The sequence below is a fragment of the Parapedobacter sp. ISTM3 genome, assembly GCF_016533505.1.
Classification (GTDB): Bacteria; Bacteroidota; Bacteroidia; order Sphingobacteriales; family Sphingobacteriaceae; genus Parapedobacter; species Parapedobacter luteus.
The window spans coordinates 180065-206202 of sequence record NZ_JAENGN010000005.1 but is presented as its reverse complement, the minus strand read 5'-3'; the positions used below and the strand labels follow the sequence as shown (position 1 = coordinate 206202).

The 26138-nt window shown below is 51.5% G+C and carries 20 protein-coding genes; 13 read left to right on the top strand and 7 right to left on the bottom strand.

Features of this window, described 5'->3' with window-relative positions; translation table 11 throughout:
* Positions 1–11: 11 nt before the first annotated feature.
* The 9 genes from JHJ32_RS09285 (at position 12) to JHJ32_RS09245 (ending at position 11408) form a co-directional block, all read left to right on the top strand.
* The gene (locus tag JHJ32_RS09285) at positions 12–1205 is read left to right on the top strand and encodes an outer membrane beta-barrel protein (protein WP_200120805.1); all 1194 of its coding nucleotides are present in this window, start codon (positions 12–14) and stop codon (positions 1203–1205) included.
* Between the two features lie 148 nt (positions 1206–1353).
* Entirely contained in the window at positions 1354–3714 is a 2361-nt protein-coding gene (locus JHJ32_RS09280) for a TonB-dependent receptor (protein ID WP_200120804.1), read from the top strand.
* Between the two features lie 4 nt (positions 3715–3718).
* The gene (locus JHJ32_RS09275) at positions 3719–5005 is read left to right on the top strand and encodes a hypothetical protein (RefSeq protein WP_079715292.1); all 1287 of its coding nucleotides are present in this window, start codon (positions 3719–3721) and stop codon (positions 5003–5005) included.
* Positions 5005–6201 carry an alpha/beta hydrolase gene (locus JHJ32_RS09270; RefSeq protein ID WP_200120803.1) on the top strand — a complete coding sequence of 399 codons (1197 nt, stop codon included), beginning with the start codon at positions 5005–5007 and terminating at the stop codon, positions 6199–6201. Before JHJ32_RS09275 ends, JHJ32_RS09270 begins: the two co-directional genes overlap by 1 nt.
* A 30-nt stretch (positions 6202–6231) precedes the next feature.
* On the top strand, positions 6232–7284 hold the full coding sequence (locus JHJ32_RS09265) for a YncE family protein (RefSeq protein WP_200120802.1): 1053 nt from the start codon (positions 6232–6234) through the stop codon (positions 7282–7284).
* A gap of 40 nt (positions 7285–7324) precedes the next feature.
* Positions 7325–8356: a YncE family protein gene (locus JHJ32_RS09260; protein WP_200120801.1), complete on the top strand. Its 1032-nt coding sequence runs from the start codon at positions 7325–7327 to the stop codon at positions 8354–8356.
* Between the two features lie 90 nt (positions 8357–8446).
* The gene (locus JHJ32_RS09255) at positions 8447–9556 is read left to right on the top strand and encodes an ABC transporter substrate-binding protein (protein ID WP_079715288.1); all 1110 of its coding nucleotides are present in this window, start codon (positions 8447–8449) and stop codon (positions 9554–9556) included.
* Positions 9557–9569: 13 nt separating this feature from the next.
* Positions 9570–10616, top strand: coding sequence for an iron ABC transporter permease (locus JHJ32_RS09250; protein WP_079715287.1), 1047 nt, complete (start codon positions 9570–9572; stop codon positions 10614–10616).
* A gap of 12 nt (positions 10617–10628) precedes the next feature.
* Entirely contained in the window at positions 10629–11408 is a 780-nt protein-coding gene (locus tag JHJ32_RS09245) for an ABC transporter ATP-binding protein (protein WP_079715286.1), read from the top strand.
* 6 nt (positions 11409–11414) lie between these two features.
* On the opposite strand, the gene JHJ32_RS09240 is transcribed toward JHJ32_RS09245, so the two are convergent.
* The 3 genes from JHJ32_RS09240 to JHJ32_RS09230 are packed head-to-tail and all read right to left on the bottom strand — an operon-like array spanning position 11415 to position 16087.
* A complete protein-coding gene (locus JHJ32_RS09240; protein WP_200120800.1) occupies positions 11415–12362 on the bottom strand; it encodes a siderophore ABC transporter substrate-binding protein in 948 nt (315 codons plus the stop codon).
* A gap of 13 nt (positions 12363–12375) precedes the next feature.
* Entirely contained in the window at positions 12376–13638 is a 1263-nt protein-coding gene (locus JHJ32_RS09235; RefSeq protein ID WP_200120799.1) for a DUF4374 domain-containing protein, read from the bottom strand.
* Positions 13639–13663: 25 nt separating this feature from the next.
* Positions 13664–16087, bottom strand: a complete 2424-nt coding sequence (locus JHJ32_RS09230) for a TonB-dependent receptor domain-containing protein (protein ID WP_200120798.1) — start codon at positions 16085–16087, stop codon at positions 13664–13666.
* Between the two features lie 137 nt (positions 16088–16224).
* Here JHJ32_RS09230 and JHJ32_RS09225 point away from each other — a divergent pair, with 137 nt between their 5' ends.
* Both JHJ32_RS09225 and JHJ32_RS09220 read left to right on the top strand, forming a co-directional pair.
* On the top strand, positions 16225–17256 hold the full coding sequence (locus JHJ32_RS09225; RefSeq protein ID WP_139378491.1) for an AraC family transcriptional regulator: 1032 nt from the start codon (positions 16225–16227) through the stop codon (positions 17254–17256).
* Positions 17253–17555, top strand: coding sequence for a DUF2218 domain-containing protein (locus tag JHJ32_RS09220; RefSeq protein WP_200120797.1), 303 nt, complete (start codon positions 17253–17255; stop codon positions 17553–17555). Before JHJ32_RS09225 ends, JHJ32_RS09220 begins: the two co-directional genes overlap by 4 nt.
* Here the strand turns inward: JHJ32_RS09220 and JHJ32_RS09215 are convergent.
* Together JHJ32_RS09215 and ispF are read right to left on the bottom strand one after the other, a co-directional pair.
* A complete protein-coding gene (locus JHJ32_RS09215) occupies positions 17552–19975 on the bottom strand; it encodes a prolyl oligopeptidase family serine peptidase (RefSeq protein WP_200120796.1) in 2424 nt (807 codons plus the stop codon). The two genes, JHJ32_RS09220 and JHJ32_RS09215, sit on opposite strands and share 4 nt — an antisense overlap.
* 203 nt (positions 19976–20178) lie before the next feature.
* The gene (gene ispF, locus JHJ32_RS09210; RefSeq protein ID WP_200120795.1) at positions 20179–20658 is read right to left on the bottom strand and encodes a 2-C-methyl-D-erythritol 2,4-cyclodiphosphate synthase; all 480 of its coding nucleotides are present in this window, start codon (positions 20656–20658) and stop codon (positions 20179–20181) included.
* A 208-nt stretch (positions 20659–20866) separates the two neighbouring features.
* On the opposite strand from ispF, the gene JHJ32_RS09205 reads away from it, so the two are divergent.
* Complete coding sequence (locus JHJ32_RS09205) at positions 20867–22429, top strand: SUMF1/EgtB/PvdO family nonheme iron enzyme (RefSeq protein ID WP_079715409.1); 1563 nt, start codon at positions 20867–20869, stop codon at positions 22427–22429.
* Positions 22430–22632: 203 nt separating this feature from the next.
* Here JHJ32_RS09205 and JHJ32_RS09200 read toward each other — a convergent pair whose 3' ends face one another.
* On the bottom strand, positions 22633–24099 hold the full coding sequence (locus JHJ32_RS09200) for a DUF4270 domain-containing protein (protein ID WP_200120794.1): 1467 nt from the start codon (positions 24097–24099) through the stop codon (positions 22633–22635).
* A gap of 98 nt (positions 24100–24197) precedes the next feature.
* Entirely contained in the window at positions 24198–25028 is an 831-nt protein-coding gene (locus tag JHJ32_RS09195) for a glycogen/starch synthase (protein ID WP_200120793.1), read from the bottom strand.
* A 152-nt stretch (positions 25029–25180) separates the two neighbouring features.
* On the opposite strand from JHJ32_RS09195, the gene panC reads away from it, so the two are divergent.
* Entirely contained in the window at positions 25181–26020 is an 840-nt protein-coding gene (panC, locus tag JHJ32_RS09190; RefSeq protein WP_200120792.1) for a pantoate--beta-alanine ligase, read from the top strand.
* Positions 26021–26138: the final 118 nt, after the last annotated feature.

The following is a 26138-nucleotide window of genomic DNA, read 5'->3' as shown; positions in this document are numbered from 1 at the left end:
AGTATGGAATAATGCAAGAGAAACACCCCATAGACGAACTTTTCAAGGATGGACTCACCGATCCGGATATCCTTTTTAACGAAAAGGACTGGCGGAGATTGTCCAAGAAACTACGTGGGAATAGGAAGCGTACCATACCCTTATGGGTTTGGGCAGGTAGCGCCGCTGCGGCAGCAATAGTACTGGCCATCATGCTATTTGTCACGAATCGTAATACACGTTCAACGATAGCGGAAAGTCCGGGATATACCCAAAAAACTCCAGCAGAAGCGCCGCCTTCTTCAGGAGTGCAACGTCATTCGGCGGTGTCTCCGGGAAACGGATTAGCCGATAAGCCGGCGGTTGACGACGAAAACCGCAGCAAGGCGATACCACCGCCGGTCGGTCGCATGCAAGCTGCGGCAACCGACAGCCAGGGAAGCCCTGCCTTGTCTGCCGCAAAGACAACCTATGCATTGCTTAGCAGCCCCACGGCAACCGCCTCACTTACCCCGCGTACAGATAGTTTGTACAACACATCGATCATACGGCCGGCCCATACGATGATTGGCCCTCCCGATGCCCGGATGCAGCAACCCCGCTACCGCGTCGCCGGCCCGCCACAACGCGGCTGGGCGTTCAGCATATTGGCTGCCCCGGATTTGTCTGGCACACAGCCGCTGGGCGGCAAACTCAGTGGCAACATCGGCCTGATAGCCACATACCGTCTCAGCAACCGATTCACCATCAGCACTGGCGCCCTTTATGCGCGAAAACGATATGCAGCCGATTTCGCCGATTACCGCCCAAGCGCCACTTGGAACAACAGCGCCGGATCGCCCAGCTTTGTGGAAGCTGACTGCGGCGTACTGGATATTCCGTTCAACATCGGGGTGAATGTCAGCCAATCAGCGAAATCATCATGGTTTGTATCTGCGGGCATCTCAAGTTACCTCATGCTCCGTGAAACGTATAACTATAGCTATCCCCCCCATGAATACGGCTACCCACAGCAGATCACCTTGCACAACCAAAATCGCCATATGCTCGGTATCGGCAACCTTTCAGTGGGCTACGGGCGCAAACTTACACCTTCCCTGTCAGTAACGGTACAGCCATTCGTGAAAGTGCCCCTGACCGGTATCGGCAACGGCAACCTTAAACTCTATTCTTCAGGGATAGCCATCTCAGCAGATATCGACCTCACCCGCCGCCGGAAACCGTAACATACTTGCTACGCTTACACGTATGTGTTACTTTTTGCGGTGTGATTTGGTATTAATCTATAATTAATCTAAATTAGCGGCATTTTAACGCGTCGCTGTGGGAAGAGGATTTCACTTACTTGTAACTTTTAGAAAATATGTCATCGTAATGGGTATGCTCACGTTCGGCACGACGTACGGGCAAACCTTGCAATTTACAGGCACTGTACAAGACGAAGGCGGACAAGCGTTGGCCGGAGCGTCAGTACACATCGGCGAAAAGGTCGCACCGCAGATCACCGACCAATCGGGAACGTTTTCTTTCAGCGGCTTAACTCCTGGCAGCTACACCTTGAGGGTAACACATGTGGGCTACCTCGAATACACCCAAGCTATCACGTTGGAACGCCAGAAGACGGATATTGCCGTCCGGTTGGTTGCTCAATCGACCATGCTTGAGGATGTGACCGTCACCGGAAAAACGGAAACGCAGCAGGCACGCGAACAGGCCATCCGGGCCGTCGTGGTCGATACCCGGGCTATTGCCGAACAACCCACCACGTTAGCGGAGCTCATGAACCGATCACCGGGCATACGAATCAGGCAAAGCGGCGGATTGGGCAATATCGTAGATGTCTCCATCAATGGGTTCCAAGGCAACTCGGTTCAATATTTCCGCGATGGCATACCGCTTGAATACCTGGGCGGCGGATATGGTATAAACAATGTCCCAATTAATTTGCTGGAACGTGCAGAAGTATACAAAGGGGTCGTACCCGTTTCGCTTGGAGGAGACGCATTGGGCGGTGCGGTAAACCTCGTGACACGAAGGCATGTTGGCACGATGCTGGACATCTCTTATGAAGCGGCATCATTTAACACGCATATTGCCAACATCGCTGCCTACCACAGCAATGCATCAAACCGCTGGTTCGTGGGCGTTGACGGGTTTTATAATTATTCGGACAACAATTACAAGGCAGATGTTGAAGTGATCAACGAAAGCGCGAACCCCACCCCTGCCACGGTATCGTTATTCCATAATGGCTACCGGCACTATTTTCTGGAGGCATACGCGGGGATCAGCAATCGGGCCTGGGCGGATGAACTGAAAATTTCCTTAGCTCGCTATGATATTGATCGTGAATCGCAGCACCCGGCCCTGATGACCAATCCGTATGGTGCATTAATGGTTTACAACCAAGGCTGGGTACCCAGTCTGCGCTATAAGAAAAATATTGGCGGCAAGCTGGCGCTGGACCAATTCGTTTCGTATAGCATCCTGAACCGTTCACGTGTTGATACCGTGGGAGGTACCTTTGACTGGTTTGGAAACTTTACACCTCACGGCGGAATCGGGGAAAGCCCGAGGCGCTCACTGTCCGATATCGACTTCGATAACATCATCAGCCGTACGAACGCAGCGTACGACATAAGCGAAACGCATAGACTCGAAGCCAATGTCGTGTTCAACCACAACAGACGCGTCGGCGAAGACCCCTACGGAATGCGTTTTAACGGTACAGACATCGACATTCTCTCCCGAGCGGCAATTTATGCGAAAACCATTGCGGGAATTACCTGGGAATCGAAGTGGCTTGATGGCCGCTTAACCAATCAGCTGGTTGGCAAATTTTTCCATTTCCGCACGCGGGGCATCAACGGATTCATGGCCAATGCAACCGACCTTGACCATTACACCTCATCAGCCAACAGCAATTGGGGCATCGGCAATGCGATGAAATACACCATGGGCGACCGCCACCTGCTCAGGGCTTCATTTGAGTTGACCAACCGGCTCCCGCGCGAAAACGAACTGTTCGGCGATAACGATACCCGTGCCCCAAATTTCGATTTGGAGCCGGAACGAAGCTTCAACGCAAACCTCGGCTATCGCTACCAAACGCCTACGCTTGCCCTGGAGGTAACCGGCTTTTATCGTAAAACAAGCGGCATGATCTTATTGATTCCGGTTCAACCGCCCTTTGCGCAATACCAGAATCTTGATAGTATCCGCGGGTATGGCTTTGACATCGACATTTCTTACCGCATCGGCCAGTACCTGCGATTAAATGGCAATGCGACCTGGCAGGACAACCGGATGGTGGATGTTGGCGAAGGCACGCACAAATGGATTGAAGGTACGCGCCTGCGCAATACACCGTACTTCTTTTCGAATGTCGGACTTGCAGGCACTTTCCCTTCGCTCATTTGGCAAGACGACCGGTTGAAACCGTACATACATTGGAATTTTATCCGCGAATTCTATCTCAACCACATCCCTCGCGACCAAGAACCAGGCGGATTCCTCGGATTGTTCGGGAAGGCCGGTGTACCGGTCACTAACGTAGTGCCCAACCAGCACCTCCTTAACGCCGGCTTCACTTATTTTCTGCCTGCCCAACCGATATCGGTAGGCGTTGAGATTAAAAACCTGGCTGATGCCAAACTCTACGACTATTATAAAATCCAACGGCCAGGCCGGAGCTTTCATGTAAAAATCAATTACCATTTAACGAAAAAATCATAATCAAATGAAAAAATTCAATCAGTACACGCTTCTCATGCTACTCGCAGGTGGTACGCTAGCAAGCGCGTGTAGCAGTGATGACCCGACTCCAAGCCAATTGACGACAGACAAATACGTCTTGATTACGTTAAGCGACCGGGTTTCCGGCAACAAGGCCGGTTTTATCAGCGCCTTCGATGAATTGCCTACCGGTACCGTTTCCAATTCAGGGGCCGGTTCGCTCGAAGGGCAAGGAATGGGCGGCTGGCGGACGCATGGCAACAACATCTACAAAATGTTCCGCACTTCGGATTACGCCACGGGCATCGAAAAGATTAACGTCGCCGCCGACGGAACGGTCACCGCCGGACAATTTATCGCCTCCAAAAACCCAACAGAAGCCGACAAATACTTTGGAACGGGCAATTTCGTCATCAAGGATGACAACCTGGGTTACTATTGGGATGCTGCAGAACCTACCAAAATCCAGAAATTCAATCCCAGTACAATGAGCAATATCGGATCGCTCGACTTCGCTGACGCAATCAATGAACGCGGCGAGGACGGAACAGGGATCAATTTCCGTGCTATTGGCCAGAAATTTCTCGCTATCAAAGGAAACAAACTCTTTGCAAACCTTACCTATGCCAAGAATACCACCAGCCAGGGCCAGATTGGCTTTTTCGACGACTTCTATCCAGATGTATACATTGCCGTGATAGACTTAGGTACCGAGACACATGAAAAGACCATTGCTATCAAGAATACAGGGAGTATCGCCTATATCAATGAAAACCACATGTATGACTTCGATACCAATGGCGATCTCTACATCGTTTGCCAGGGCAGAAGTGCTATTGGCGGCCAGTCGAAAATTGTGCGCATTAAGGCGAACGAAACCGATATCGACCCTTCATGGGAACTCGATTTCGCGGGTGATTTTACCGATGCATACAATGGCAAATTTGTCGGCGTGTTTGCGAAAGGCGGCGAGCTCATCCTCACCGTCAATACAGGCCCGTTAACCGGCGGTCCCAATGGCAACATCAATTCAGCAAATATCTGGAAATTTTATGCGGTTGATGTAGCCAGCAAAGCGTTCACCGAAATCACCGGGGTACCTGTAGGCACCAATCCGGGTGCGGCCATGGCGGCTGTCGAAGTAGACGGAAAAATCCTGTTGCGCGGTTCGACCGTCAGCGGCGAAAACGGTTACTATGAATATGACCCCGCAAGCCATTCAGCCGAATTGTTATTCAATGTGAACGTTGGCGGAGCGGTATCGGGCTTCCACAAAATCGAAGTGCAGTAATGCGGCTTAAGGCATGGCTATACGCGTTGTTTTTGCTGGGCACGCCTTACGATAGCGCTGCCCAGCAACTGCTCACTGTGCGAGTGACGGACATCCCCCATACCCATGCTGGCGAGCCGATCTACATCACTGGCAATTTCAACCGCTGGAACCCTGCCGAGGAAAGCATGGTATTGCAACGGCACACCGATGGTTCCTATGGCATCCGTGTGCTGCTCGAAGATGTACCCAGTGACCGCCTGGAATTTAAGTTCACTCGCGGCGATTGGCATACTTCGGAATGCACTGCTGAAGGCCGCCTGGAAGGCCCCCGGCTTGCGATGCTTGATCGCGATACGACCATCGTCTGCCAAATCGAAGGGTGGCGCGATGATTTCCCGCCCTCCACGGCGTCCCCCAATGTACACCTGCTGGACTCCGCATGGTATATCCCCCAGTTGGATCGGCATCGCAAAATCTGGATCTATCTTCCGGAAGATTATGCAACCTCCGGTAAGCGGTATCCCGTGCTGTACATGCATGACGGGCAGCACCTCTTCGATGAAGCTACTTCCCAAGGCCGCATTGGCCCTATTGAATGGGGCGTCGATGAAGTCATCGACACAGCAGCGGAAAAATGCATTGTCGTAGCCATCAATCACCAAACGGATTACAAAGACCGCGTACCTGAGTTTTACTTCCGGCCCAACGAGGAATACCCCGAAGTGGAAGGCCCCCGGTACCTCCAATTTATCGTGGAGACCTTGAAACCCTACATTGACAGCCATTACCGCACCTTGCCCAGCAAAGCGCATACCGGCTTGGCCGGCAGTTCTTTGGGCGGATTGATCACGCTGTACGGAGGGTTGGCTTACCCTGATGTATTCGGCACGCTTGGTGTATTTTCGCCATCCATCTGGTTGGACCACGGCAATATCGAACAGGAATTAACTACGCTAACAAACATACAAAACATCCATACACAACGGTACTACTTTTATGCCGGCATGAGCGAAAACCGCCTCAAGCCCGACAGCACCTTCGTGCACATGCACGATGATGTGCAACGAGCGATGGGACTGCTGAAAAAAGCGGCAGCCCCCCAACTCAAGCTGTCGGTACGCGAAGATGGTAGGCATGGCGCACTGTATTGGCGCGAGGCCTTCCCCGCGTTCTATGACTGGTTCATAACGGGTACCCGAAAGCATGTTCAATAATCAGGATGTTTAACCATAATTTCAATTCACATGTTTACTATTAATTTCCGCCGTTCGTATTTCCGCGTTGGCACACTGGCCCTTGCTATGGCTTCAGTTACCGCAATGTCAAATGCCCAGACCCTCTCCAAATCGGCGAAGGTAGGTGCGGGGCTGTATGAAATAGCCGTCGATCACCGTGATGGCGCAGTTTACGTGGCCTCCGTGGGCCAACAGGGCAAACCTGGCTCATGCGTCTACAAGCTCGACCCCCGGACGTTGGCGGTGACCGACAGCATCGCGCTTGGCGAGGTACCTGGTTTCGGGCTCGGCATCAACCAAAAGACCCGTACACTCTACACCACCAATACCCGGTCAAATTCAGTGCATGCTATCGACCTGAAAACAGGCAAGATAGTAGCCACCATCACCAACGGCGCCGAACGCAGCCATACGCGCGAGGTGGCGGTGGACGAAAAAGCCAACAAGATTTATGTCTCTGACGTAGGCGATCCGAGTACCATCTGGGTCATTGATGGAAAAACCAACCAATATGCGTATTCACTGGACGGCGCCGGAAAAACGGCGACAGGACTGGCTGTCGATAGCGACAAAGGATTGTTGTATGTAACCGCCATGGGTGATAACGAAGTGCTGGTATACCATACCAAAACCCGCGAAAAGATAAGGTCATTTCCCTCAGGCTCGGAAAGCCCTATCAACATCGCATTGGATAAAAAAGGCGACAGGCTTTTTGTGACCGATTCAAAAAACAGCGTGCTTACCGTGTTAAATGCATCATCCGGCGAGCTGCTGCAAAAAATCACCGTCGGCGAAAACCCCATCGGTGTCAGCTTCGACGCAGCGCGAAACCGCATTTATACCGCCAATCGCCAAGGCAAGTCCCTTACCGTGGTTGATGGCAGTAGCTACGCCGTTATGAAAACCATCCCCACGGAAGGCTTATCCAACACGGTAGCTGTACATCCCAAAACCGGTACCGTTTATGTGACCAACAAACAAGTGGGCACCCGCGTACGTGAGGGACAAACGCCGCCGACTCCCCTGCCCAATGGTGACACGGTAAGTTTAATCACCCCGTAAATTGAGTAAAAAAACCGTTTAATCAGTTAAAAATAAAAAAATGAAAGCAATAGCCAATCGCCGCGCGGCGGCATTAACCATCACAACAGTTGCCTTAACGGCAGCCGCCATCAATCCAATCACTGCCCAGACGCTCGTGAAGACCGAAAAAATAGGTGCCAACATCTATCAACCTGTCGTCAATCAGAAAGACGGGGCCGTCTTCATCTCTTCAGCCGGCACCAGCATGGTGTATAAATTGGATCCGACAACATTAAAAGCAGTGGACAGCATATCCACCCCTGAATCCGCCCCGATGGGGTTGGGTATCAGCCAAAATACGCAAACGCTCTACACGACCAACAGCCGTTCGGGACTTGTTGTCGCCATCGATATCCCCACCGGGAAAAAAACCATTATCAAGGCTGATGCGGACGGGCGTGCTCCGCGTGAAATCCGTGTGGACGAGAGCCGCGGTTTGGTTTACGCCAGCAGCGTGCGTGGCAAAGGCCTTTGGGTCATCGATGCCAAAACCAATAAATTCCTGAAATTTTATGGCGACCTCGGAAATGCCATTACCGGCCATTACGTTGATGAGCAAAACAATATCATTTATGCCACCGCGATGGGCGACAACGAAGTGGTGGTGGTAGACGGCGCCACCGGCAACGTGCTGAAGAAATTCGCCGCCCATGGCGAACGTCCTACGAACGTCCACTACGATGCCAAAGGCAACCGCCTCTTCGTGGCCAACCAGACGTCGGAAAACATCACGGTGCTGGATGCCGAGACCGGTGCACTTATCAAAGCCATTCCGACAGCCGCAGGCGCACTGGGCGTGAATTACGACCCACAGCGCGATCGTATCTATGTTGCCAACCGCCACGGGCGGACAGTCAATGTAATTGATGGCACATCATTGGCGATCATTAAAACGTTTGAGATCGGTGCCCTGCCCAACACGGTGGCCATCAATCACCAAACGGGCGACGTATACATCACCAACAAGGAAGCCGTACGCGAACGTGGTGAAAACGCACCCGAACCGGTACCTGCACCAAATGCGGACTCCGTGAGCCTTATCAAGCCATAAATCAGTGATCAGTGGTCTGTGATCAGCGGCAGTGAATGACAAGTTTACGATTAGCGAACCCGCAGACCACTTTTTAATTTTATAAAAAACATGAGCAGAAAAATAAAAACCAACTTGATCGCCCTTTTTTTCGGCATCTTTTGCGTCACGCAACTATGCGCCCAACCCATCACGGTGACAGACGTGGTCGGACGCGAAGTAACCATCCCTTCCCCGGCCAAACGAATCATCCTTGGTGAGGGACGGCAGCTAATCACCTTGAGCCTTTTGGTGCAAGATCCTGTGTCCATCATCGCCGGCTGGACGGGCGATTTCGCCAAATCCGGTGGCCTGCTGTATGATGAATACCGCAAACGCTTTCCGGCGATGGACAAGATTCCGCTGATTGGCACCTCGGGTAAGGAAACTGTCTCCACGGAACAAATCATCACCTTGAAGCCCGACTTGGCCATTTTCGGGGCCGGTTCCCACGGACCGGATGCCAAATCCACGGATATCATCCGCCAGCTGGAAGCAGCAGGCATTCCCATCATCTTCATTGACTTCAGGCTCCATCCATTTAAAAACACGGTTCCCAGTATCGAAGTGTTGGGCAAAGTGCTTGGCCAAGAGCAGAAGGCGGCTGAATTTACAGCTTTTTACAAGCGCCGGATGAACCACATTCAGGGCACGCTGGCCAGGCAAAGCGACCTCAAAAGGCCCAAGGTATACATGGAAATGATTCGCGGCAATGTGCCTCCGGGATCACCGGGCAAAGGCAACCTCGGCGAATTTATTGAATTTGTCGGCGGCAACAATATCGGCACCATCCTTCCCGGCGAAGTAGGCACGCTCAACATGGAATACGTGATCAGTGAACAGCCTGACGTATATATTGCCACAGGCATTGCTATACCCGGTGAGGCCGGATTGGTCATCGGGCAGAATGTATACACGTACCAAACTCAGCAAAGCCTCGCACAGCTCGCTGCACGCCCTGTCGTGAGCCCCCTTAGCGCCATCAAGCAAGGGAAAGTATACGGTATGTGGCACTTATTCTACGATTCGCCGCTTAACATTGCGGCTGTGGAAGCGCTGGCGAAATGGACGCATCCCGAACTGTTCGGCAAGCTACAGCCACACGGCGTATTGAAGGAAATAAACGAGCGATTTTTGGCAGTACCACTGAAAGGTGTTTACTTTGCGGAATTGAAACAATAACAGGAGAGCAGATTTGTCGACGACAACCACGGCCATCGAACAAGGGTACCGCAAGCAATTCGCCCGACGCATCATTTTACTTGTTGCTTTAGCCCTTGCCACGGCGCTATCCTTCTTCTTTGATATGGTCGTGGGACCTTCGATGCTTTCAGTAAGTGAGGTTTTCCAAGCTATCTTTTCACCTGGCGCCGTCGAGCTGTCCAGCAAAGTCATTGTATGGGAGGTCCGCATGCCGTATTCCATCATGGCCTTACTGGTCGGCGCGTCGCTCTCCCTGGCAGGCTGTGAGATGCAGACCATCATGAACAATGCCATGGCGAGCCCCTTCACGCTCGGCGTATCGGCTGCTGCGTCCTTTGGAGCAGCCCTGGCCATCATCATCGGCGTAAGCCTTCCCGGCGTGGCTGGCGATTGGATGGTCATTGTCAATGCCTTCGTGTTTGCGTTCGGCGCCACGCTCCTTCTACAGGCGCTTTCATCTACGCGCGGAGCTGGTCCGGAAGGACTGGTTCTGTTTGGTATCGCTTTGGTCTTTACGTTCAACGCCTTTACAGGCATCATGCAGTATATGGCCAGTGCCGAAGCCCTACAGCAATTTATCTTTTGGAGCCTCGGCTCCCTGACAAAGGCAAATTGGGACAATATTCCTTTGCTTTTCCTACTATTCGTGGTCATTGTGCCCTTCTCCTTAGCTGCTGCATGGCCACTCACCGCGCTGCGGCTCGGTGAGGATAGCGCACGGAGCTTCGGGGTGTCCGTACGGCGGCTCCGATTTCTGTCCCTGCTGCGCATCAGCCTGCTGACGGCCGGTTCGGTTGCGTTCGTTGGTACTATCGGCTTTATCGGTTTGGTTGGGCCGCACATTGCCAAGCTCCTGATAGGCGAAGATCATCGCTTTTCGCTGCCAGCAAGCATCCTTTCCGGCGCGCTGATCATGTCGCTGGCATCGCTGGCCAGCAAGGCCATCGTAGCAGGTGCTATCATACCGGTGGGCATCGTCACCTCGCTAATCGGCGTACCGGTATTCATTGCGCTCATCCTAAATAAGCGAAAACGTTAACGGCAGGAAGATATGGCTACACTACGCATCGACAACCTTCATACAGGCTACCCGGGCAAACCCATTATCAGCGGGCTCACCTTGCCTCCCCTGGTCAGTGGCGAAGTAACGATACTTACCGGGCCGAATGCCGCCGGTAAATCCACCTTATTGCGCGCGATAGCCGGCTTACTCCGTACGAAGGGATCCATCACATACGAAGGTCAGGACCTGGGTCCCCTATCGCCGCAAAAGCGAGCAGGGGTGGTCAGCTTCATGCCACAGAGCGTCCCTACGGATATCAACCTGTCGGTCATTGAGGCGGTGATCAGTGCGCTGAAAGCCTCCCCGCTGGACGCTGCCGGAGATGGCAACGAACAATTACATAATCGCGCAATTGCAGTCCTGGAACGCATCGGTATCTCGCACTTGGCATTGGAGCCGCTCAACCAGCTGTCGGGAGGCCAACGGCAGATGGCCAGCTTAGCACGCAGTGTAGTGCGCGAGCCGAAGGTATTGCTATTGGACGAGCCAACCAGCGCCCTTGACCTCAAACATCAGCTCAAGGTGATGCGATTGGCCCGATCCTTCGCCGCCGACGGCCGCATTGTGGTCATGGTATTGCACGACCTCAACCTGGCACTTAAGTGGGCCGACCAGGTCATCGTCATGGATAAAGGCACCATTGCCAGCCATGGGCGCCCCACAACAGCCATTACACCCGATATCATCGCCCAAGTATATGGCGTGGCGATTCGTGTGGAAATCTGTTCATTGGGACTGCCCAATCTTATCGTCGACAGGGAACTATAAGAATTTTCAGAACTTCAGGCCGTACAACTGTGTGCCCACATCCGTAATCATTTTATCGACCGAGATCAGCCCCCCACCGGATACATACCAGATATTTCCGGGCAGTGCCACAATTTTGTTGTTCCGATAGGCCGGTGTCTGCTTCAATTCATCGCTCAGCAGCCCATCGGTTTGTTTCTCGTCGCCCCCCACTGCCGAATCGCGGTCGATCAGAAAGAGGTAATCCGGATTTGCTTTCTCCACCAATCCATCACCTTCGCTAAACCGATGGCCGGTATGGCTGGTGTCATCCAAGTCGGCCAACGACTGGCGAACCCCCAGTACATCGTGGATGAAGCCGAACCGCGAACCACTGCCATACGCGGTATGGCCACCCCGCACATGTAAGACAACGAAACCAGTATTGCCATCATCTTTCGTCTCGGTGGTAACGAGATCCCGTTTCTGCCGCAATGCAGCCAGCTTCTGCTCAGCCAGTGCTTCTTTGCCATGTAGCTTGGCAATATGGCGCACGTTGGTCTCAAAACTACGCCAGTAGTCTTTCGTATCGACACCGAGAAATATCGTTGGAGCGATCGTCGATAGCGAGTCATAAGCGTTCGACTGCCTGCCGGAGATGATGATTAGATCCGGTGCAAAGGCAGCAATCGCTCGGATATCCGGGCCTTTGACACCACCTAATTTGGCATATTTGTCACTTCTGTATTCCGGCAAGTAGGCCGGTACACTGTTGGCCACACCAGCAACCGGTATGCCCAGTTCGTGATACGTCTCCAGCGAACCGATATCAAAGATGACTACCCGTTCCGGATTTTTCCTGACTTGCGTTTCGCCAAGCTGGTGTTTAATCGTCACCAGTTCGTCCTTACCATCCGCTATACCGAGGCTGGCCATGCCAATAAAAGCAGCGAGCACCATGCCCGCTACTTTTTGGATAAAGGTATGTCGTTGCATAATCCGCCGTGCCTTAATATTCAAACCGTGACAACGCCGCTACGCCTTCCGCTTGTATCACTAGCCCTGCCTTCGCCGTCGCCGTTTTCGGATCGATGACATATACGGTAGGCTGCGCAGACGCAGTGGTTACAGGGAAATACATTTTCCCGTTATCGGCAAACGGCAATCCCGTAGCCGAAATCTCATCTTTGGCCGGAAACCCTTCCCGTACCCAGCTAAAGGTCTTGTCTTGCATCTTTACGACGGCATATTGACTGGCAGCGGTGGTAGAACCGTATTCCAAATCGTTGTATACCTCCAACAGGAAATAGTCTTCGGTGATATGCCATACCTTGCGGAAACGGTAACCACCCGACATCTCCTCAATGTTGAAATAATAACTTTGGTCGAAATCCGCAGCCCCTTTGTTGATGCGCAACGCGCCGGCAGGCTTGGTGGTACTGCTTTCAAACGAGCCGGAAAACACGTACACATTGCCCGCATCGTCGCTGGCAATCTGCGAATAATACTGCGAACGCATACGGCCCGAAGCATAGCTGATGCGGTCATCCCGGTAAATCCGCTTTACATTGAGGTTGGCGTCCAATGCGGCTACCCATACGCTATCCGGATGCGTGACAGGGCCGGTACTCCCCCCGCCGCCGGCTTCGGGATCTTTCGGTTCGGACACTACCAGCCCGGTGAGAAACTCGCCGTTGCCCAGATCGACGATGCCGGAAAAGGTAGCAAGCTGGCCGTTACCGGTGAAATTCTCCGTTACGATGTCCCGTTGCGTCATGGTATTGTGGTTGTCCAAGTCGATGAAATTAAAAACAGCCCCCGTCTTGCCATCCGTCAGTGTTTGTCCGCTCACACTTGTGACGACATACTTATCAAATGCCCCATAGGTTGTAAAGCGGGATGTGATTTGAAACTCATTGCCCACGGGGACCAGGTTGCCGCTGGCGTCCAAGCCGTAAGAAATGCCGATACCGGGATCGCCCTGTGCATAGATAAGCCCTACCGAAGCCTTGGTGCCATTGTTTACCCACATGGAATAGGTACGTGGTATCTCCACGCCATTTCCGACGATAGTTGCCGTGCCAGATTCCAAATCGTCGGCCGTAAGCAGGTAAGTACTCGAACCCGCGGTAGCGGCGATAAAATACCTTTCGCCGTTTCCGCCATTGCCACCAGCCGGCCCCGGACCATCATTTTTGCTGCAGCCCACGGCTGCTAAAAGCGCCAGGCCTATGCCCCATACGATACCATTCATTGTTTTAAGGTGTTCCATATTCATATTGTTTTTGTTTAACGGTTTATCCATTTCGTTTGATTAAGAAATAGCGTAGTTTGAGTGAGAAGCTCCTTCCCGGTTTTTGCAGGCTGAAATTGTCGTACAGCATTGCGTCGGTAAAATTGCGTGCTTCGAAGGCGATGTTGTATCGCCCGTTTTTCAGCATGTACGACATGCTGAAATCGTGGTATACTTGCCGGGGTAGCGTAGCTTTGGTGTTTTGATTGCCCAAACTTTCCCAATCCAGGAAAAACTCACCCACGAAGTTGAAGGTATAGCCCAGACTCAATACATTGCCTGCACCCCATAAATCGTGTATATAGTAAGCCGCATCGGCATTGCCAAAAAAATAAGGGACGTTGCGCATGCGGTTGTTGTAGGTCACGCTCAGGCGATCGCCCGTCGATGATACATAGCGCTCTTTATTCCGCATATCCTGATAAGTCACATTACCGCCAGCCATGAAACGGTTTTTGTAATAATAGCGCAATTCTGCATCCACACCGATGTTTCGTACTTTACCATGGTTGCTGTATCCAGCCGTGCCATAGCGTTGCTCGACCAGCCGTTGGATATAATCCTTGATATCGCGGTAATAGCCGTTGACATCCACGTACACCGAATGATCATTTTGCAGCGTGCTATTCCAGGTAGCGCCCACATTATAATTGATGGAATGCTCCGCACGCAACGATGTATTGCCCGTCTCCAGCACCTCATCGCCAAACAATTCGTTGTCCGTGGGCAACCGGAAAGCCTTTTCAATGGAAGCCTTAAGTTGGAAATCCCGAAAGAAGTACGTAGAAGCCAGCCCGTAACCGGTGGTGCTGAACGATTCTGTGCGTTCGCTATAAGCGGTGCTACCCGCAACCTGCGAGGTGTCGATGGGCCCTGTCACGCGCTGGTAGTAATATTTGCCAAAGAGGTTGGTATTCCAGTTTTTATTGTGCTGGTAGCGGTACGAAGCGCCCAGTACGTTTTTTATGTTGGCGCGCCGCATCGTGTCGATCGACGAATAGATATCGGTGGCGGCTACGCGATCGGCATTTTTACGTTCATAACCGGTAATGACGTTATTGAATGCCAATGCGTGCCTTTCATTGAACCGGTAGGTCACATTGGCCGTGGTTGACGCGTTATCGTTATAAAATTTACCCAGCGTGTAGCTTGATTCGCCAAGATATCGCGTAGGGCGGTATTCACCAAACCAGTTGTATTGGCGGGCAGCGGTATCGATGTTATGGTTATAGTTCCGGTTGTAGTTGGCGGTCACACGTACATGCAAATTAGCTATGAAGAGGTTCTTTTTCTCATAGGACAGCGATGGCAGCACCGTGGTGCCGCTCCGTTCGCGCATACCAAAAACGATCTTCATCAGATTGGAATGCTGGATTTCCGCCTTCTCCCGGCCCAGCGTAATGCCAAACAGCAGGCGATCGGCCCACGGTTTATTGACGAAGCCGACCTTGGCCATGACCGTTTCATTATGGTAGGCATCATTGAAGCGCCGCACCCAGTATTCCTCCCACGAAAAGTTGCCGGTTTGTACATCCAGTACGCTCGTGCGTACCTTATAATCATTGTCTGAATAGTTCTGGAATGCATTGAGCTGAAACGTGAAACCGCCTTTCGTCGTATGGCCTACACTTATATTGGTCTTGTGCGTGTTGAATGAACCATAGGAATAAGAAGCATCAAGATACGTATTTGCACGTTGGTTGGTCACAATGTTGATGACCCCACCCATTGCATCCGCTCCGAATTCTATGGGCACCACACCTTTGTACACTTCAATGCGGTCGGCAACGTTTACCGGGATGTTGTTGAGTTGAAAGGCAGAACCGAACCCGTCCATCGGCACACCGTCCATAAATAGCTTGATGTGCCTGCCCGTAAAGCCATTCAACGAAATGGACATGCTCGAACCCATACCACCGGTTTCCCGGATTTTCACACCGGACGCCCTATCCAGCATGTGGCCCAGGTCCAGGGTCGAATTGTAAAGTGATTTTGCATCAAGTGCTACCACATTGAACGGGGATTCACGCACCTCGGCAATGGCTGATTTACCGACCACCTCCACTTCCTGCAAGTGATAGTTGCCATCTTTTACCATCACAAAATCGAGCTTATGGTCTCCACCTACCTGAATAGCCAGGCTGACCGCCTGCTGCCTGTAGCCCACGAGCGTGCATACTATCCGGTGCCGACCTCCCGGCACCTGCAATTGAAATACACCGCCGGCATCGGTTACGGCCGAAAACGAACTGCCTTCGATATATACAGAGGCGTCCTGCAAAGGGGCTCCTTCTTCTGTCGTTACCATGCCGTGCAACCGGACGGAAGTATGCTGAGCACGAACGGAAAACGGGACAAAGCTCCACATCAACCCACTTATCAATACCAGCAGCACCAGACGGTTTACGTAAAAATTTCCAACAATCATTTACTATTTAGACTAATTATAAATATTTTTGCTGCAAAAATAGAAGCCGTAGCGCCATAGTACTTGCGCCATTGGTATTATTATTTGCAAAAAAATTGGCCGGCTATGGTGCCAGTTATCGAAGCAGCAACGCGAAAATGAAGTTAACGTCACGCATAACAAGCATACCAGGTTGGATATACAACTTGGAAGTTGGGGATGATTACATGCCCGACAGCGCGTTGGATGAAGGGGTCAACACGATTGACCACCCCGCCATCAGGTATATGGAAGCACACTACCTGACCACCTCGGGCCTTATCATCGCTAATTGCCGCATGAGCTTTCGCGAGGACACCGAAGATCTGTTTCGGATCGACGGAAGCAATATCATGCTTAACTTCGGTTTAAGCGGATCGATTGCGTACGAGGTGGATAAACTTGTCCCCCTCCATCCGGCAACCTTGACCAGCCACACCATATCGTATACGCCTTACTTCCATGGACGCTTTCTCATGCCAGCGGGCCAGCAAATTCATTATGTTTGCATTATCCTTTCGGAAAGTTTCTATTTTAATCTGATCAGTAAGGAGTCGACATTGCACAAGGATTTTGTCAATAAGATGCAAAAAAAAGAGCACGCCTATTTTTCGCCGGGGCCTCTGAAGGTAACGCCCGATGTGAAATGCGTGCTATCTGAAATCGTAGCGGCGAATAAACAAGGCCGGTTACCGCGGTTGTTCTTGGAGACGAAGATAAAAGAAATACTGGTGGTCCAGCTTGAGCAGTTTCTTTATCAGGAACCGCCGGGCACGGGTAACCTGCCGTTGCAGGCTGCCGATGTCTCTAAACTCGCCGAAGCAAAACGCATTCTGGATGACCAATTTGCCAACCCGCCCCTTATCCCCACCTTGGCAAAAGCCGTCATGCTGAATGAGTACAAGCTCAAAGTGGGATTCAAAGCCTATTACCAGCAAACCGTCCACCAATATGTCATCCACAAGAAGATGCGGCTGGCCCTTTCGCTCCTTAAAGACGGAAACCATACCATCGGTGAAGTTGCCTATCAGGTCGGTTATCGGGATATCGCGCACTTTTCCAATGCATTTTTAAAATATTATGGCTGTCGCCCGAAACAGCTCGTACACCGGCTCGGCGATGAACCAGCCACAAAAAAAAATACACGATGAAAAAATCCATCAGTATCATACAAACACAAGCTGCCAGCAGTTATATCGGTAAACTATGCCGCCACTTCCGGCACAAAATCGAAGCAACGTACACGCCAACGACAGGCCGGGCGATTTTCCCCTTCGGGACATGCGAAATGATAGCTAAGCCCGACCAGCTCGTTTTTGACATTACTGCGTCAAAGGCTGAAGACATTGAAAAAATAAAAGGTGTCCTTGTGAGACACCTGCTGAAATTTTCCTATAAAGAAGAACTGATCATCGAATGGCAAGACGACATGGCGTCTTCCACGGATTAGTCGGCCTTATTTTTGACATATTTTTCCAACCATTGATCCATTTCCCACAAGGTATGGAATACGGATTCTTTTGCGCGGTAGCCATGCAGTTCCTTGGGCAAAAAGACCAAGCGAACGGTACCACCATGTCCCTTAATAGCGGCGTAGAGACGCTCACTATTGATGGGAAAAGTCCCTGAATTGTCGTCATCCATGCCGTGAATAAGTAAAATCGGCGTTTTGATTTTGTCAGCAAAGCTGAATGGCGACATTTGGTAGTATACCTCCGGAGCTTCCCAGTATGTGCGGGGCTCAGCTTGGAAGCCAAATGGTGTCAGTGTACGGTTGTATGCGCCGCTTCTGGCAATTCCCGCGGCAAACAAATCGGTATGTGCGAGCAGATTGGCTGTCATGAACGCACCGTACGAATGCCCGCCCACGCCTATCCGTTTCGGATCAGCGACACCCAGCGAGGTGACGTAATCTATCGCCGCTTTGGCATTTGCCTGTACCTGTGGCACAAAGGTGTCATTGGGTTCTTCATCGCCTTCGCCGACAATGGGCATATCCGCATTGTCAAGCACGGCATAGCCTCTGGTAACCCAGTAAATCGGCGAACCCCATGCTATGCGGGTGAAACGGTATGGCGACCCCTTAACCTGGCTTGCCGCGGCGGCCGTCTTAAACTCCCTTGGGTATGCCCACATCAGCATAGGAAGGGGACCATCCTCCTTCTTGTAATCTTTTGGCAAATACAGCGTACCGGTAAGCGTCAACCCGTCGTTTCGGGGATATGACAATTGCTGCTTCTGCACGCCTTTGAGTGACGGATATGGGTGTGGGAATGCAGTGAGCGGTGTCATCGAACGGTTTTTGAGATTGACGGTGTAATAATTCGGCGGTTCCTCCACCGACTCCCGTGAAACGATGAGTGTGCCCGTATTATCGAAATACAGCGGCGACTCATAATAAGGCGCCTGCGACCGAAACAGCGTATCCGTCTTTCCGGAGATCAGATTCCATCGCATCAAAAATGGACGATCGCCCTCGGGGGAAGCGCCTTCTGAGATCGTAAATACCGTCGGTTGCTTGCCTTTATCCAGCAACAACACCGAGCGGTCATAGGCATTGGGCGTGTACACGAACCGTCCCGGGTCCGTATAGGTATCCTCCGACGAGCGGTCCGCGATGGTCTTTATCGTGTCGCCACTATTGGAGTCAAACAACGTCATCTTTTCGCTGCGCGATTGCCGCCAACGTTCGCTCAATACCGCATAACCGTTGTCCGCCCAGGTGATGCCGCCAAACCGCAACGAGGTCGTGATCAAAGTGGTTGGTTGGCCGGCAAAGGGCGCTTCCAGTTGGTATACCGCATCGCGCTTATCCGCTTTTTTGCGGGCCAGGCCACCATCCAATGCTTCCACCCAATACAAGGTAGCCGCTTTGTCCGGACGCCAGCTATACGCCCGCGGGCCGGGCGTCACGTTGTCGAAACCAATAGGGACGTTGTCTGCCAAAGGGGCCTCATGCAATTTCTTTATTTCATTGCCCTTGCTGTCCCAAACAAGCACATGGTACGGGAAGGAAAATACCGGCACAAGATAAGAATAAGGGCGTTTTACCTGTTGCACCAGTAAGTAATTCCCGTCAGGCGAATAGTTTAATGAACGGTAGATACCCGGCGTGCCAAGTTTCGTGATGTTGCCCTGCAAATCCACCAGCCCCAATTGCGCGGTCATGTAGTAATCAAACAGCGCCTCGTCATGCGGATTCTCCAGCAAATTCTGATACGTCCGCGAAGGCGCGGTTTTGCCCAAGCTTTCCTGCACGACAGGTCCGGTGGGCACATCACTTGCCTTTGGTGCGGCACCCCGCCCCTCCGGAATAAACTTGGCCAGGATATGCGTACCACGGGGTGTCCACACGAGCGTAGCGCCGAAGGCATCGTTGAGCGCCACGTCGGTCAGTTTCTTTGCCGTCAACTGTTGCATATCCGCTATCCAAAGCTCCACGCCTGTCTTTGTACTATTGCTGAAGGCCACCCATTTCTCATCCGGGCTAATCGCCACATTGCCGATACGGGCTTCCGCCGGTAAACCGGTGACCGTACTTTCCTGACCGCTCTTTACATCTTTTACCATAATGGCCGTAAAACCAGTCCCTCCTGCAGCATTATTGGCCGGATTGAGCCGTATGCCCGCAAGCCCCAATACGGGCTGAGCGATGTCTGCAATCGTCGGGAAGTCCGGCCGTTCGAGCAAAAGCATCTTGTCCCTACTTTTGGTAAAAAGCACCGACGGTGTAGTGGGCGCATCCACCAGTGCACGGATGCTTTCGGGTGGCGCCTGATAAGTCAAGTTGTCCTGCGCAATGGCGGCCGAGCAAAACGGCAGTAAAAACAATGCGAAGGCAGCCCCACGTGGCGTAAATTTTCTTTTCATGTGTAAGTAAATTAACTTTCGTTAGTAAAAGGGTGATTAAATCCTACTTTTCGAAGATTTCCGTTGAATGCAAGCTGTTTTAACCGCCAAACCAACGACATCTTCATGCCAAATATGCGTGTTTTCTTGACAAAAAACACGGGGGTAACTATCAAGTTACGTTCAAATCGCCAAAATATCACCCTTTTCACACCGAGTCCGACCTATTGCCGCTCGATCAAGCACACCGCATACGCGACAACCCCTTCCTGCCTTCCCACAAACCCCATCGTTTCGTTGGTCGTTGCCTTAATGGATATGTCATCCGGATCGATACCCGCCGCGATCGCAACTTTTTGTTTCATCTCAGGAATATACGGCTTAATCTTCGGCGCTTCCAGGCACAACATCGCATCAATGTTGCCCAACGCCCACCCACGCTCGCCTAACAGCCTGACACACTCCTCCAATAAAATGAGGCTGCTGATACCCCTCCAGCGCTCATCCGTGTTGGGAAAATGATGGCCGATATCGCCTAAATTCGCGGCACCCAGCAATGCGTCGCATATGGCATGAACCAATACGTCCGCATCGGAATGCCCGAATGCCCCGGCGTGGTGCTGCACCTGCACGCCCCCCAAAACAAAAGGATGCCCCGCTTTAAGCTGGTGCACATCAAACCCGAATCCTACTTTTATCTTCATATCGTTATTTTATAAAGTCCATACAGCCGCAGATCACCGCTATCAGACCTCCGGTTACCAGCCAAACATAACCAAATGCCCGCACAATCTCAAAACGCTGGCCCTATTATCCCCGAACCCGAAGTAATTTTATTTCAATTGCAGCAACTTCAATATTTTATCCTATTTTTGGTTCTTGGTAAAGAAATGTGTCTTTCTGATGTACCGAATGAAAACGACAACCACTTATTTCACTTATTTCCTCACATTACTCTGCTGTGGCTCGCTATTGAGTTCCTGTAAAAACCGAAGCGGTGTATCCTCGAAAACCGGAGTAGCCTATAATGACCCTTATAACGGCGGATTGCAAATCAACAGAAAGGTAAAGGAAGGGCCCGGCCCCGGCTTAGTGGTCATTGAGGGCGGGACCTTCGTCATGGGAGGCAGCCTCAATGAGGACATCACCTATGCCCATGACAACCTCAAACGCCGGGTAACGGTGGCTTCATTCTACATGGATGAAACCGAAGTTTCCAATGCCGACTGGCTGGAATATCTGCATTGGCTCAACCAGAACTTTCCGGAGGATAAAGAACTCTATTACAATGCTCTTCCAGACACGTTGGTATGGCGTCAGCCACTTTCGTATAACGAACCGTATGTCGACCTTTATTTGCGGCACCCGGCGTACCAAGATTATCCGGTGGTGGGTGTTACTTGGGAACAAGCCAATGCCTATTGCGTATGGCGCACCGATCGGGTAAACGAACACATTCTCCGCCAACGCGGGGCTTTGGTAGATTATCGGACTTTGGCGGAATCGCAATCGCGCCCAAATGAGCCCTTCAACACGGACATTTACCTCAACGGGCAATACCAAGGTGAAGGAATTGACGGCGAACGGATGCCGCGCGATAACCGGCCGGGCGCCGAGGACGGATCGCGCCGCCCGGTACGGATGGAAGACGGTATACTTAAGCAACCTTACCGTTTGCCAACTGAGGCGGAATGGGAATATGCAGCACTCGGGTTGGTAGGCAATACCGAGTTCGGCAACATTGAAACCGGCCGGGTATATCCCTGGGATGGATTAGGTGTTCGCTCAGGCAAGAGACGCACGCAGGGCCTGATGATGGCCAACTTCAAGCCCACCAGCGGGGATAACATGGGCGTGGCTGGCTACCTCAACGACGCAGGTGACATCACCGTACCGGTGACAAGTTACCTTCCCAACGATTACGGCCTGTATAACATGGCAGGCAATGTCAACGAGTGGGTAAGCGATGTCTACAGGCAACTCTCGTTTGAGGATTTTGAAGACTTCAATCCGTTCCGTGGCAATGTATACTTAGATAAACAATACGAGGACGCCGAGAAAGGCATTATTGCAAAGGACAAATATGGACGGCCCATCCGCGTACCGGCCAAGGCCCCGAGGAAACAGACCTGGGAAGAATTGCAGGCCGCATCCGCGGATTCGGCCCGGGCCGGCTTTGACCACGATATGCGCGGATATGCCGACGAGACAAATAACGAACTTTATGGCGTCACTTCGTTGATAAACGATAAATCCCGCGTATACAAAGGCGGCTCCTGGAACGACCGCGCTTATTGGCTGAATCCGGCAACAAGACGCTTTATGCAACAAGACGAGTCCAACGCCATGACCGGTTTCCGCTGCGCGATGACTTTGGTGGGCTCACCGGAAGTCTATACCAAAACGAAGCCGAGCTTCCCGGCCAACCGGACACGATCCCAGGGCAACAAGAAAAAGGTATTGGGCATCTTCTAATCGAGGAACAGAGCGAACAGCATAAAAGTAACGGTTGCGTTTATAACAAGCGCAACCGTTACTTTTTCCCCGCACCGGGGCACCGTCAACACAGTCTTGGCAAGCAAGCATCCGGCAATTCCGACTCAATTGGATATCGGTATAAATGAGAAAGCATCCGCGACTTCACGGATGCTTTCTCATCGGACAGCAGAAGCCGGATGTTAATCCCCTATCTGCGTATAATAGATATTCAATTTCATTTTCACGTTGGGGTCGTCAAGGTTGCTGATAATCGCCCGTCCGCCGTTGTTCAATGTGGGATGATAGGGAATTATATTATCGGTAATACCCGCAGGGGCGATAAAGAACTCGCTGCGGTTTATCCTCCCCATAAGCACGTCCTGGACAAATGACGTCAGGTGGAAAACGTAGCGCTGTTTTTCGGTATCCAACAGGCCGCCGAACGCCCGCCAATTACCATAGCGGTACCAAAGGCTACGCCCATCGCCTGTGAAGCTGTTGCCGCTTGCGCGGGAATCGCCATCGGGAATGGGTTGACGTTGCCCGGCAATGTCTTCACGGTACAGGGTCAGCCGCGGTGCGTGAAGATCGAACCCGCCGTTGGAAGCATCCGAATCAACATAGAGCACCAGCTCAGCTTTATTTACGGCAATATTACGTCCTTTCAGCGCATCGATATACGGAATCCGCAACCGCGCCCGAAGTCCGGCGGGCGCCTGCAAATATAACTGTCCGTAGTTGCCTTCCGGGTTTTCCAGCTGGGCCAGTACATCCGCCGTATACGTCCGCTTGATGCTTGAAGACAACCGATGGTAGGTCGCCCCGCTGAAGCCATCCTGTATCGTCGTGGGCAGGAATGTACGCACCGTGTCGATGGCGGCGTCATCGCCTTCTTTGCCGTTCGGTTGCCGATAAGTCAATTCTATTCCTGTCATGTTGACGATACCCCGCAGGGTCACCAGGCCACCAACACCGTTCATGGCAGCATCATCGACACTCAGGTAAAGGCCTTTTACATGATTATTAAATCCGGCATCCGTCGAAAGCGTTGCCGAATCAACCGACTCACTGAGCAGCTCCTTGAAAAATTCCGGCGAAAGTGCCAAACGCAGCTGCGGGATTTCCTTTACCAATGAATCCTTGCCATCTATATGCTTAGTGATGCTAACGCTATCGCTTTGCTTGTAGGCAAAACGATTGATGGTTTTGGAGCCAATCACCGCTTCCCGCACCGACCATTGCTTAGAAGAGAAGTTTCCATCGGTGTAAGCCTCATCCAATTGGCGCACCTGCAGGGAAAAGAACGGATTAAGCGTATCGCCAAAGTACTCCGTGCCATACGGGAGTACCAAAATAACCGAATCAATTTCTGCGTCGGGGCGCAGCCGCGGAACCGCGGTCGGCCTTCCGATGGCCAAGGCCATATCGGCAACGGTCTTACCGATTACCGGATCGTCAAACCAGCCAAAAACGGTTTGATTGAATGACGACGAACGGGTACTGTCATCCCGTAAAGTCACGGCGTGCAGCGTAAGGGTATCCGTCAACGTACCCACAATCTCATCGCCCGGATTTACATCCAATCCAATACCTGATGGGTTTGTACAGCCTCCCAAAACAAAAAGACTTATCAACAATGTTAATAAGTCCTTAGTATGATATCTCATTTGTATATTGTTAGTTTAAAAGCTAATGGAACATCCACGTGTATCGCACATTTTCAACAGCCGTGACGAAGGCCCATTTGCAAGAAATTAATCCAAAATTACGCTTCCAATTCCGTTTCAAGCTCAACGCTTGAAAATTGTTCGTAAAGGTTGCAATAATTTTCGAATTCTGCATTGCTTTCGACTTCGAATGCCGGAATTTCGCTTTTTTTAACAATATTTAACAGTTGCTCGTCTACCTCGTCGCCCGTCAGAACCACAGCGTCGGAATAAGCCAGGGCCCCTTGATACAAACCTGCATAATCGCCGGTACCGTACGCCGCCACATCCGCAGCAGTCATATTGCCGGTACGTGCTATTTCCGCAAAATTTTCACCCAGGGAAAAGTTAAAATCTTCCTTATAAAGTGAATAAATTACTTTGGCGTCTTTGAAAGTCGGATCGTCTTTATAGGCGGTCTTGACATACGCCGGTATCAACGCACTCATCCATCCATGGCAATGCACCACATCCGGAGCCCATCCCAATTTCTTCACCGTCTCCAAAGCCCCTTTGCAGAAAAACACCGTGCGCTCGTTATTGTCTTCGAAAAATTTACCGCACTCATCACAAAACACATGCTTACGCTGGAAATATTCCTCGTTATCCAAGAAATACACCTGCATACGCGCCGCTGGAATAGAAGCGACTTTAATAATCAACGGATTGTCATTGTTATCTACAACAATGTTCATTCCTGAAAGCCTGATTACTTCATGTAAACGGTTTCGGCGTTCGTTGATGTTCCCGAAGCGCGGCATCAGTATACGGATTTCATAACCTTTTTCCTGCATGGCCTGAGGCAGCTGGCGGGTGATTTCAGAAATTTTACTTAGTTCGAGGAAAGGCGACATCTCGTGGGTAACAAACAGAATCTTCGTTTTTGCCATCTCCAATTTATTGTTTTTAATTTTTATTAGAAAAGTAAAATCGGTTTGCAAAGATAATCATTTTTTATCAATATACCAATTAGTTACCCGATCCGTAAACGAGATTACCTAAAAATTTATCATTTTTGTCAAACAAAAAACAAGTTCGTCTGTTGAAAATCGTTAAGACCAAGGAATCGTTGCATCAGCAGCTGCAACCCTATCGCAACCAACGGTTGCGCATCGCATTTGTCCCTACGATGGGTGCGTTGCACCAAGGCCATATCGCGCTTGTCAATCATGCTAAGACGCTGGCCGATGTCGTCGTATGCAGCATCTTTGTAAACCCCACACAATTCAATGACCCGGCAGATTTGGAGAAATATCCACGTCCCATCGAAAAAGACATCGCCTTACTGGAGGATGTACGTTGCGATGTGCTTTTCCAGCCTGAAGTCGACGAAATGTATCAGCCGGGCGAACAGTGGCATATGGAGCTGGGCGGATTGGATAGTGTGCTTGAAGGGCTTCACCGTCCGGGACATTTTCAAGGGGTAACACAGATTGTAAAAAAGCTGTTCGATGCCGTGCAGCCGGATGTGGCCTGTTTCGGCCAAAAAGATTTCCAGCAATATAAAATCATTGAATACATGGTTATCCAGCTGGCGCTTCCTGTTGCATTGAAGCTATGCCCCACAGTCAGAGAGCCGGATGGTCTGGCGATGAGTTCGCGCAACGTGCGGCTGACGCCCCAGGGGCGGGAGCACGCCTTGGCACTTTATCGGGCCTTGCTGCAAACCAAAGCGGACGCCGTGCATACGGACCTCCAAACGCTGCGCCAAAACGCTATCGACATGCTCGAAGCCAGCCCGGGCGTCCGGCTGGAATACTTCGCTATCTACGATGCCGACACGTTTGAGGACGCAACCGGAGCAGCATCCAGCCGGAGTCTGGTAGCCTTGGTGGCCGCCTGGGTGGACGGCGTGCGGCTGATTGACAATATGCTGCTGTGACCTCGACCACGAATGGCCGTCCGCTGGCCCGCTGTAGCATTCGGGGGCTAAGATACGTTCCTTTAAAAGCCCGCTATCATTTGGATTGTCAGGATTAAGTTACTAACCTAGTGCTGAA

What these genes read in the sequence shown, in the direction of transcription:
- JHJ32_RS09260 (WP_200120801.1), top strand. Translation starts at nt 7,325, where the DNA reads ATGAAAGCAATAGCCAATCGCCGCGCGGCGGCATTAACCATCACAACA.
- JHJ32_RS09280 (WP_200120804.1), top strand. Translation starts at nt 1,354, where the DNA reads ATGGGTATGCTCACGTTCGGCACGACGTACGGGCAAACCTTGCAATTT.
- JHJ32_RS09230 (WP_200120798.1), bottom strand. Translation starts at nt 16,087, where the DNA reads ATGATTGTTGGAAATTTTTACGTAAACCGTCTGGTGCTGCTGGTATTG.
- JHJ32_RS09220 (WP_200120797.1), top strand. Translation starts at nt 17,253, where the DNA reads ATGAAAAAATCCATCAGTATCATACAAACACAAGCTGCCAGCAGTTAT.
- JHJ32_RS09275 (WP_079715292.1), top strand. Translation starts at nt 3,719, where the DNA reads ATGAAAAAATTCAATCAGTACACGCTTCTCATGCTACTCGCAGGTGGT.
- JHJ32_RS09205 (WP_079715409.1), top strand. Translation starts at nt 20,867, where the DNA reads ATGAAAACGACAACCACTTATTTCACTTATTTCCTCACATTACTCTGC.
- ispF (WP_200120795.1), bottom strand. Translation starts at nt 20,658, where the DNA reads ATGAAGATAAAAGTAGGATTCGGGTTTGATGTGCACCAGCTTAAAGCG.
- JHJ32_RS09200 (WP_200120794.1), bottom strand. Translation starts at nt 24,099, where the DNA reads ATGAGATATCATACTAAGGACTTATTAACATTGTTGATAAGTCTTTTT.
- JHJ32_RS09215 (WP_200120796.1), bottom strand. Translation starts at nt 19,975, where the DNA reads ATGAAAAGAAAATTTACGCCACGTGGGGCTGCCTTCGCATTGTTTTTA.
- JHJ32_RS09195 (WP_200120793.1), bottom strand. Translation starts at nt 25,028, where the DNA reads ATGGCAAAAACGAAGATTCTGTTTGTTACCCACGAGATGTCGCCTTTC.
- JHJ32_RS09255 (WP_079715288.1), top strand. Translation starts at nt 8,447, where the DNA reads ATGAGCAGAAAAATAAAAACCAACTTGATCGCCCTTTTTTTCGGCATC.
- JHJ32_RS09285 (WP_200120805.1), top strand. Translation starts at nt 12, where the DNA reads ATGCAAGAGAAACACCCCATAGACGAACTTTTCAAGGATGGACTCACC.
- JHJ32_RS09245 (WP_079715286.1), top strand. Translation starts at nt 10,629, where the DNA reads ATGGCTACACTACGCATCGACAACCTTCATACAGGCTACCCGGGCAAA.
- JHJ32_RS09265 (WP_200120802.1), top strand. Translation starts at nt 6,232, where the DNA reads ATGTTTACTATTAATTTCCGCCGTTCGTATTTCCGCGTTGGCACACTG.
- JHJ32_RS09225 (WP_139378491.1), top strand. Translation starts at nt 16,225, where the DNA reads ATGAAGTTAACGTCACGCATAACAAGCATACCAGGTTGGATATACAAC.
- JHJ32_RS09235 (WP_200120799.1), bottom strand. Translation starts at nt 13,638, where the DNA reads ATGGAACACCTTAAAACAATGAATGGTATCGTATGGGGCATAGGCCTG.
- JHJ32_RS09240 (WP_200120800.1), bottom strand. Translation starts at nt 12,362, where the DNA reads ATGCAACGACATACCTTTATCCAAAAAGTAGCGGGCATGGTGCTCGCT.
- JHJ32_RS09270 (WP_200120803.1), top strand. Translation starts at nt 5,005, where the DNA reads ATGCGGCTTAAGGCATGGCTATACGCGTTGTTTTTGCTGGGCACGCCT.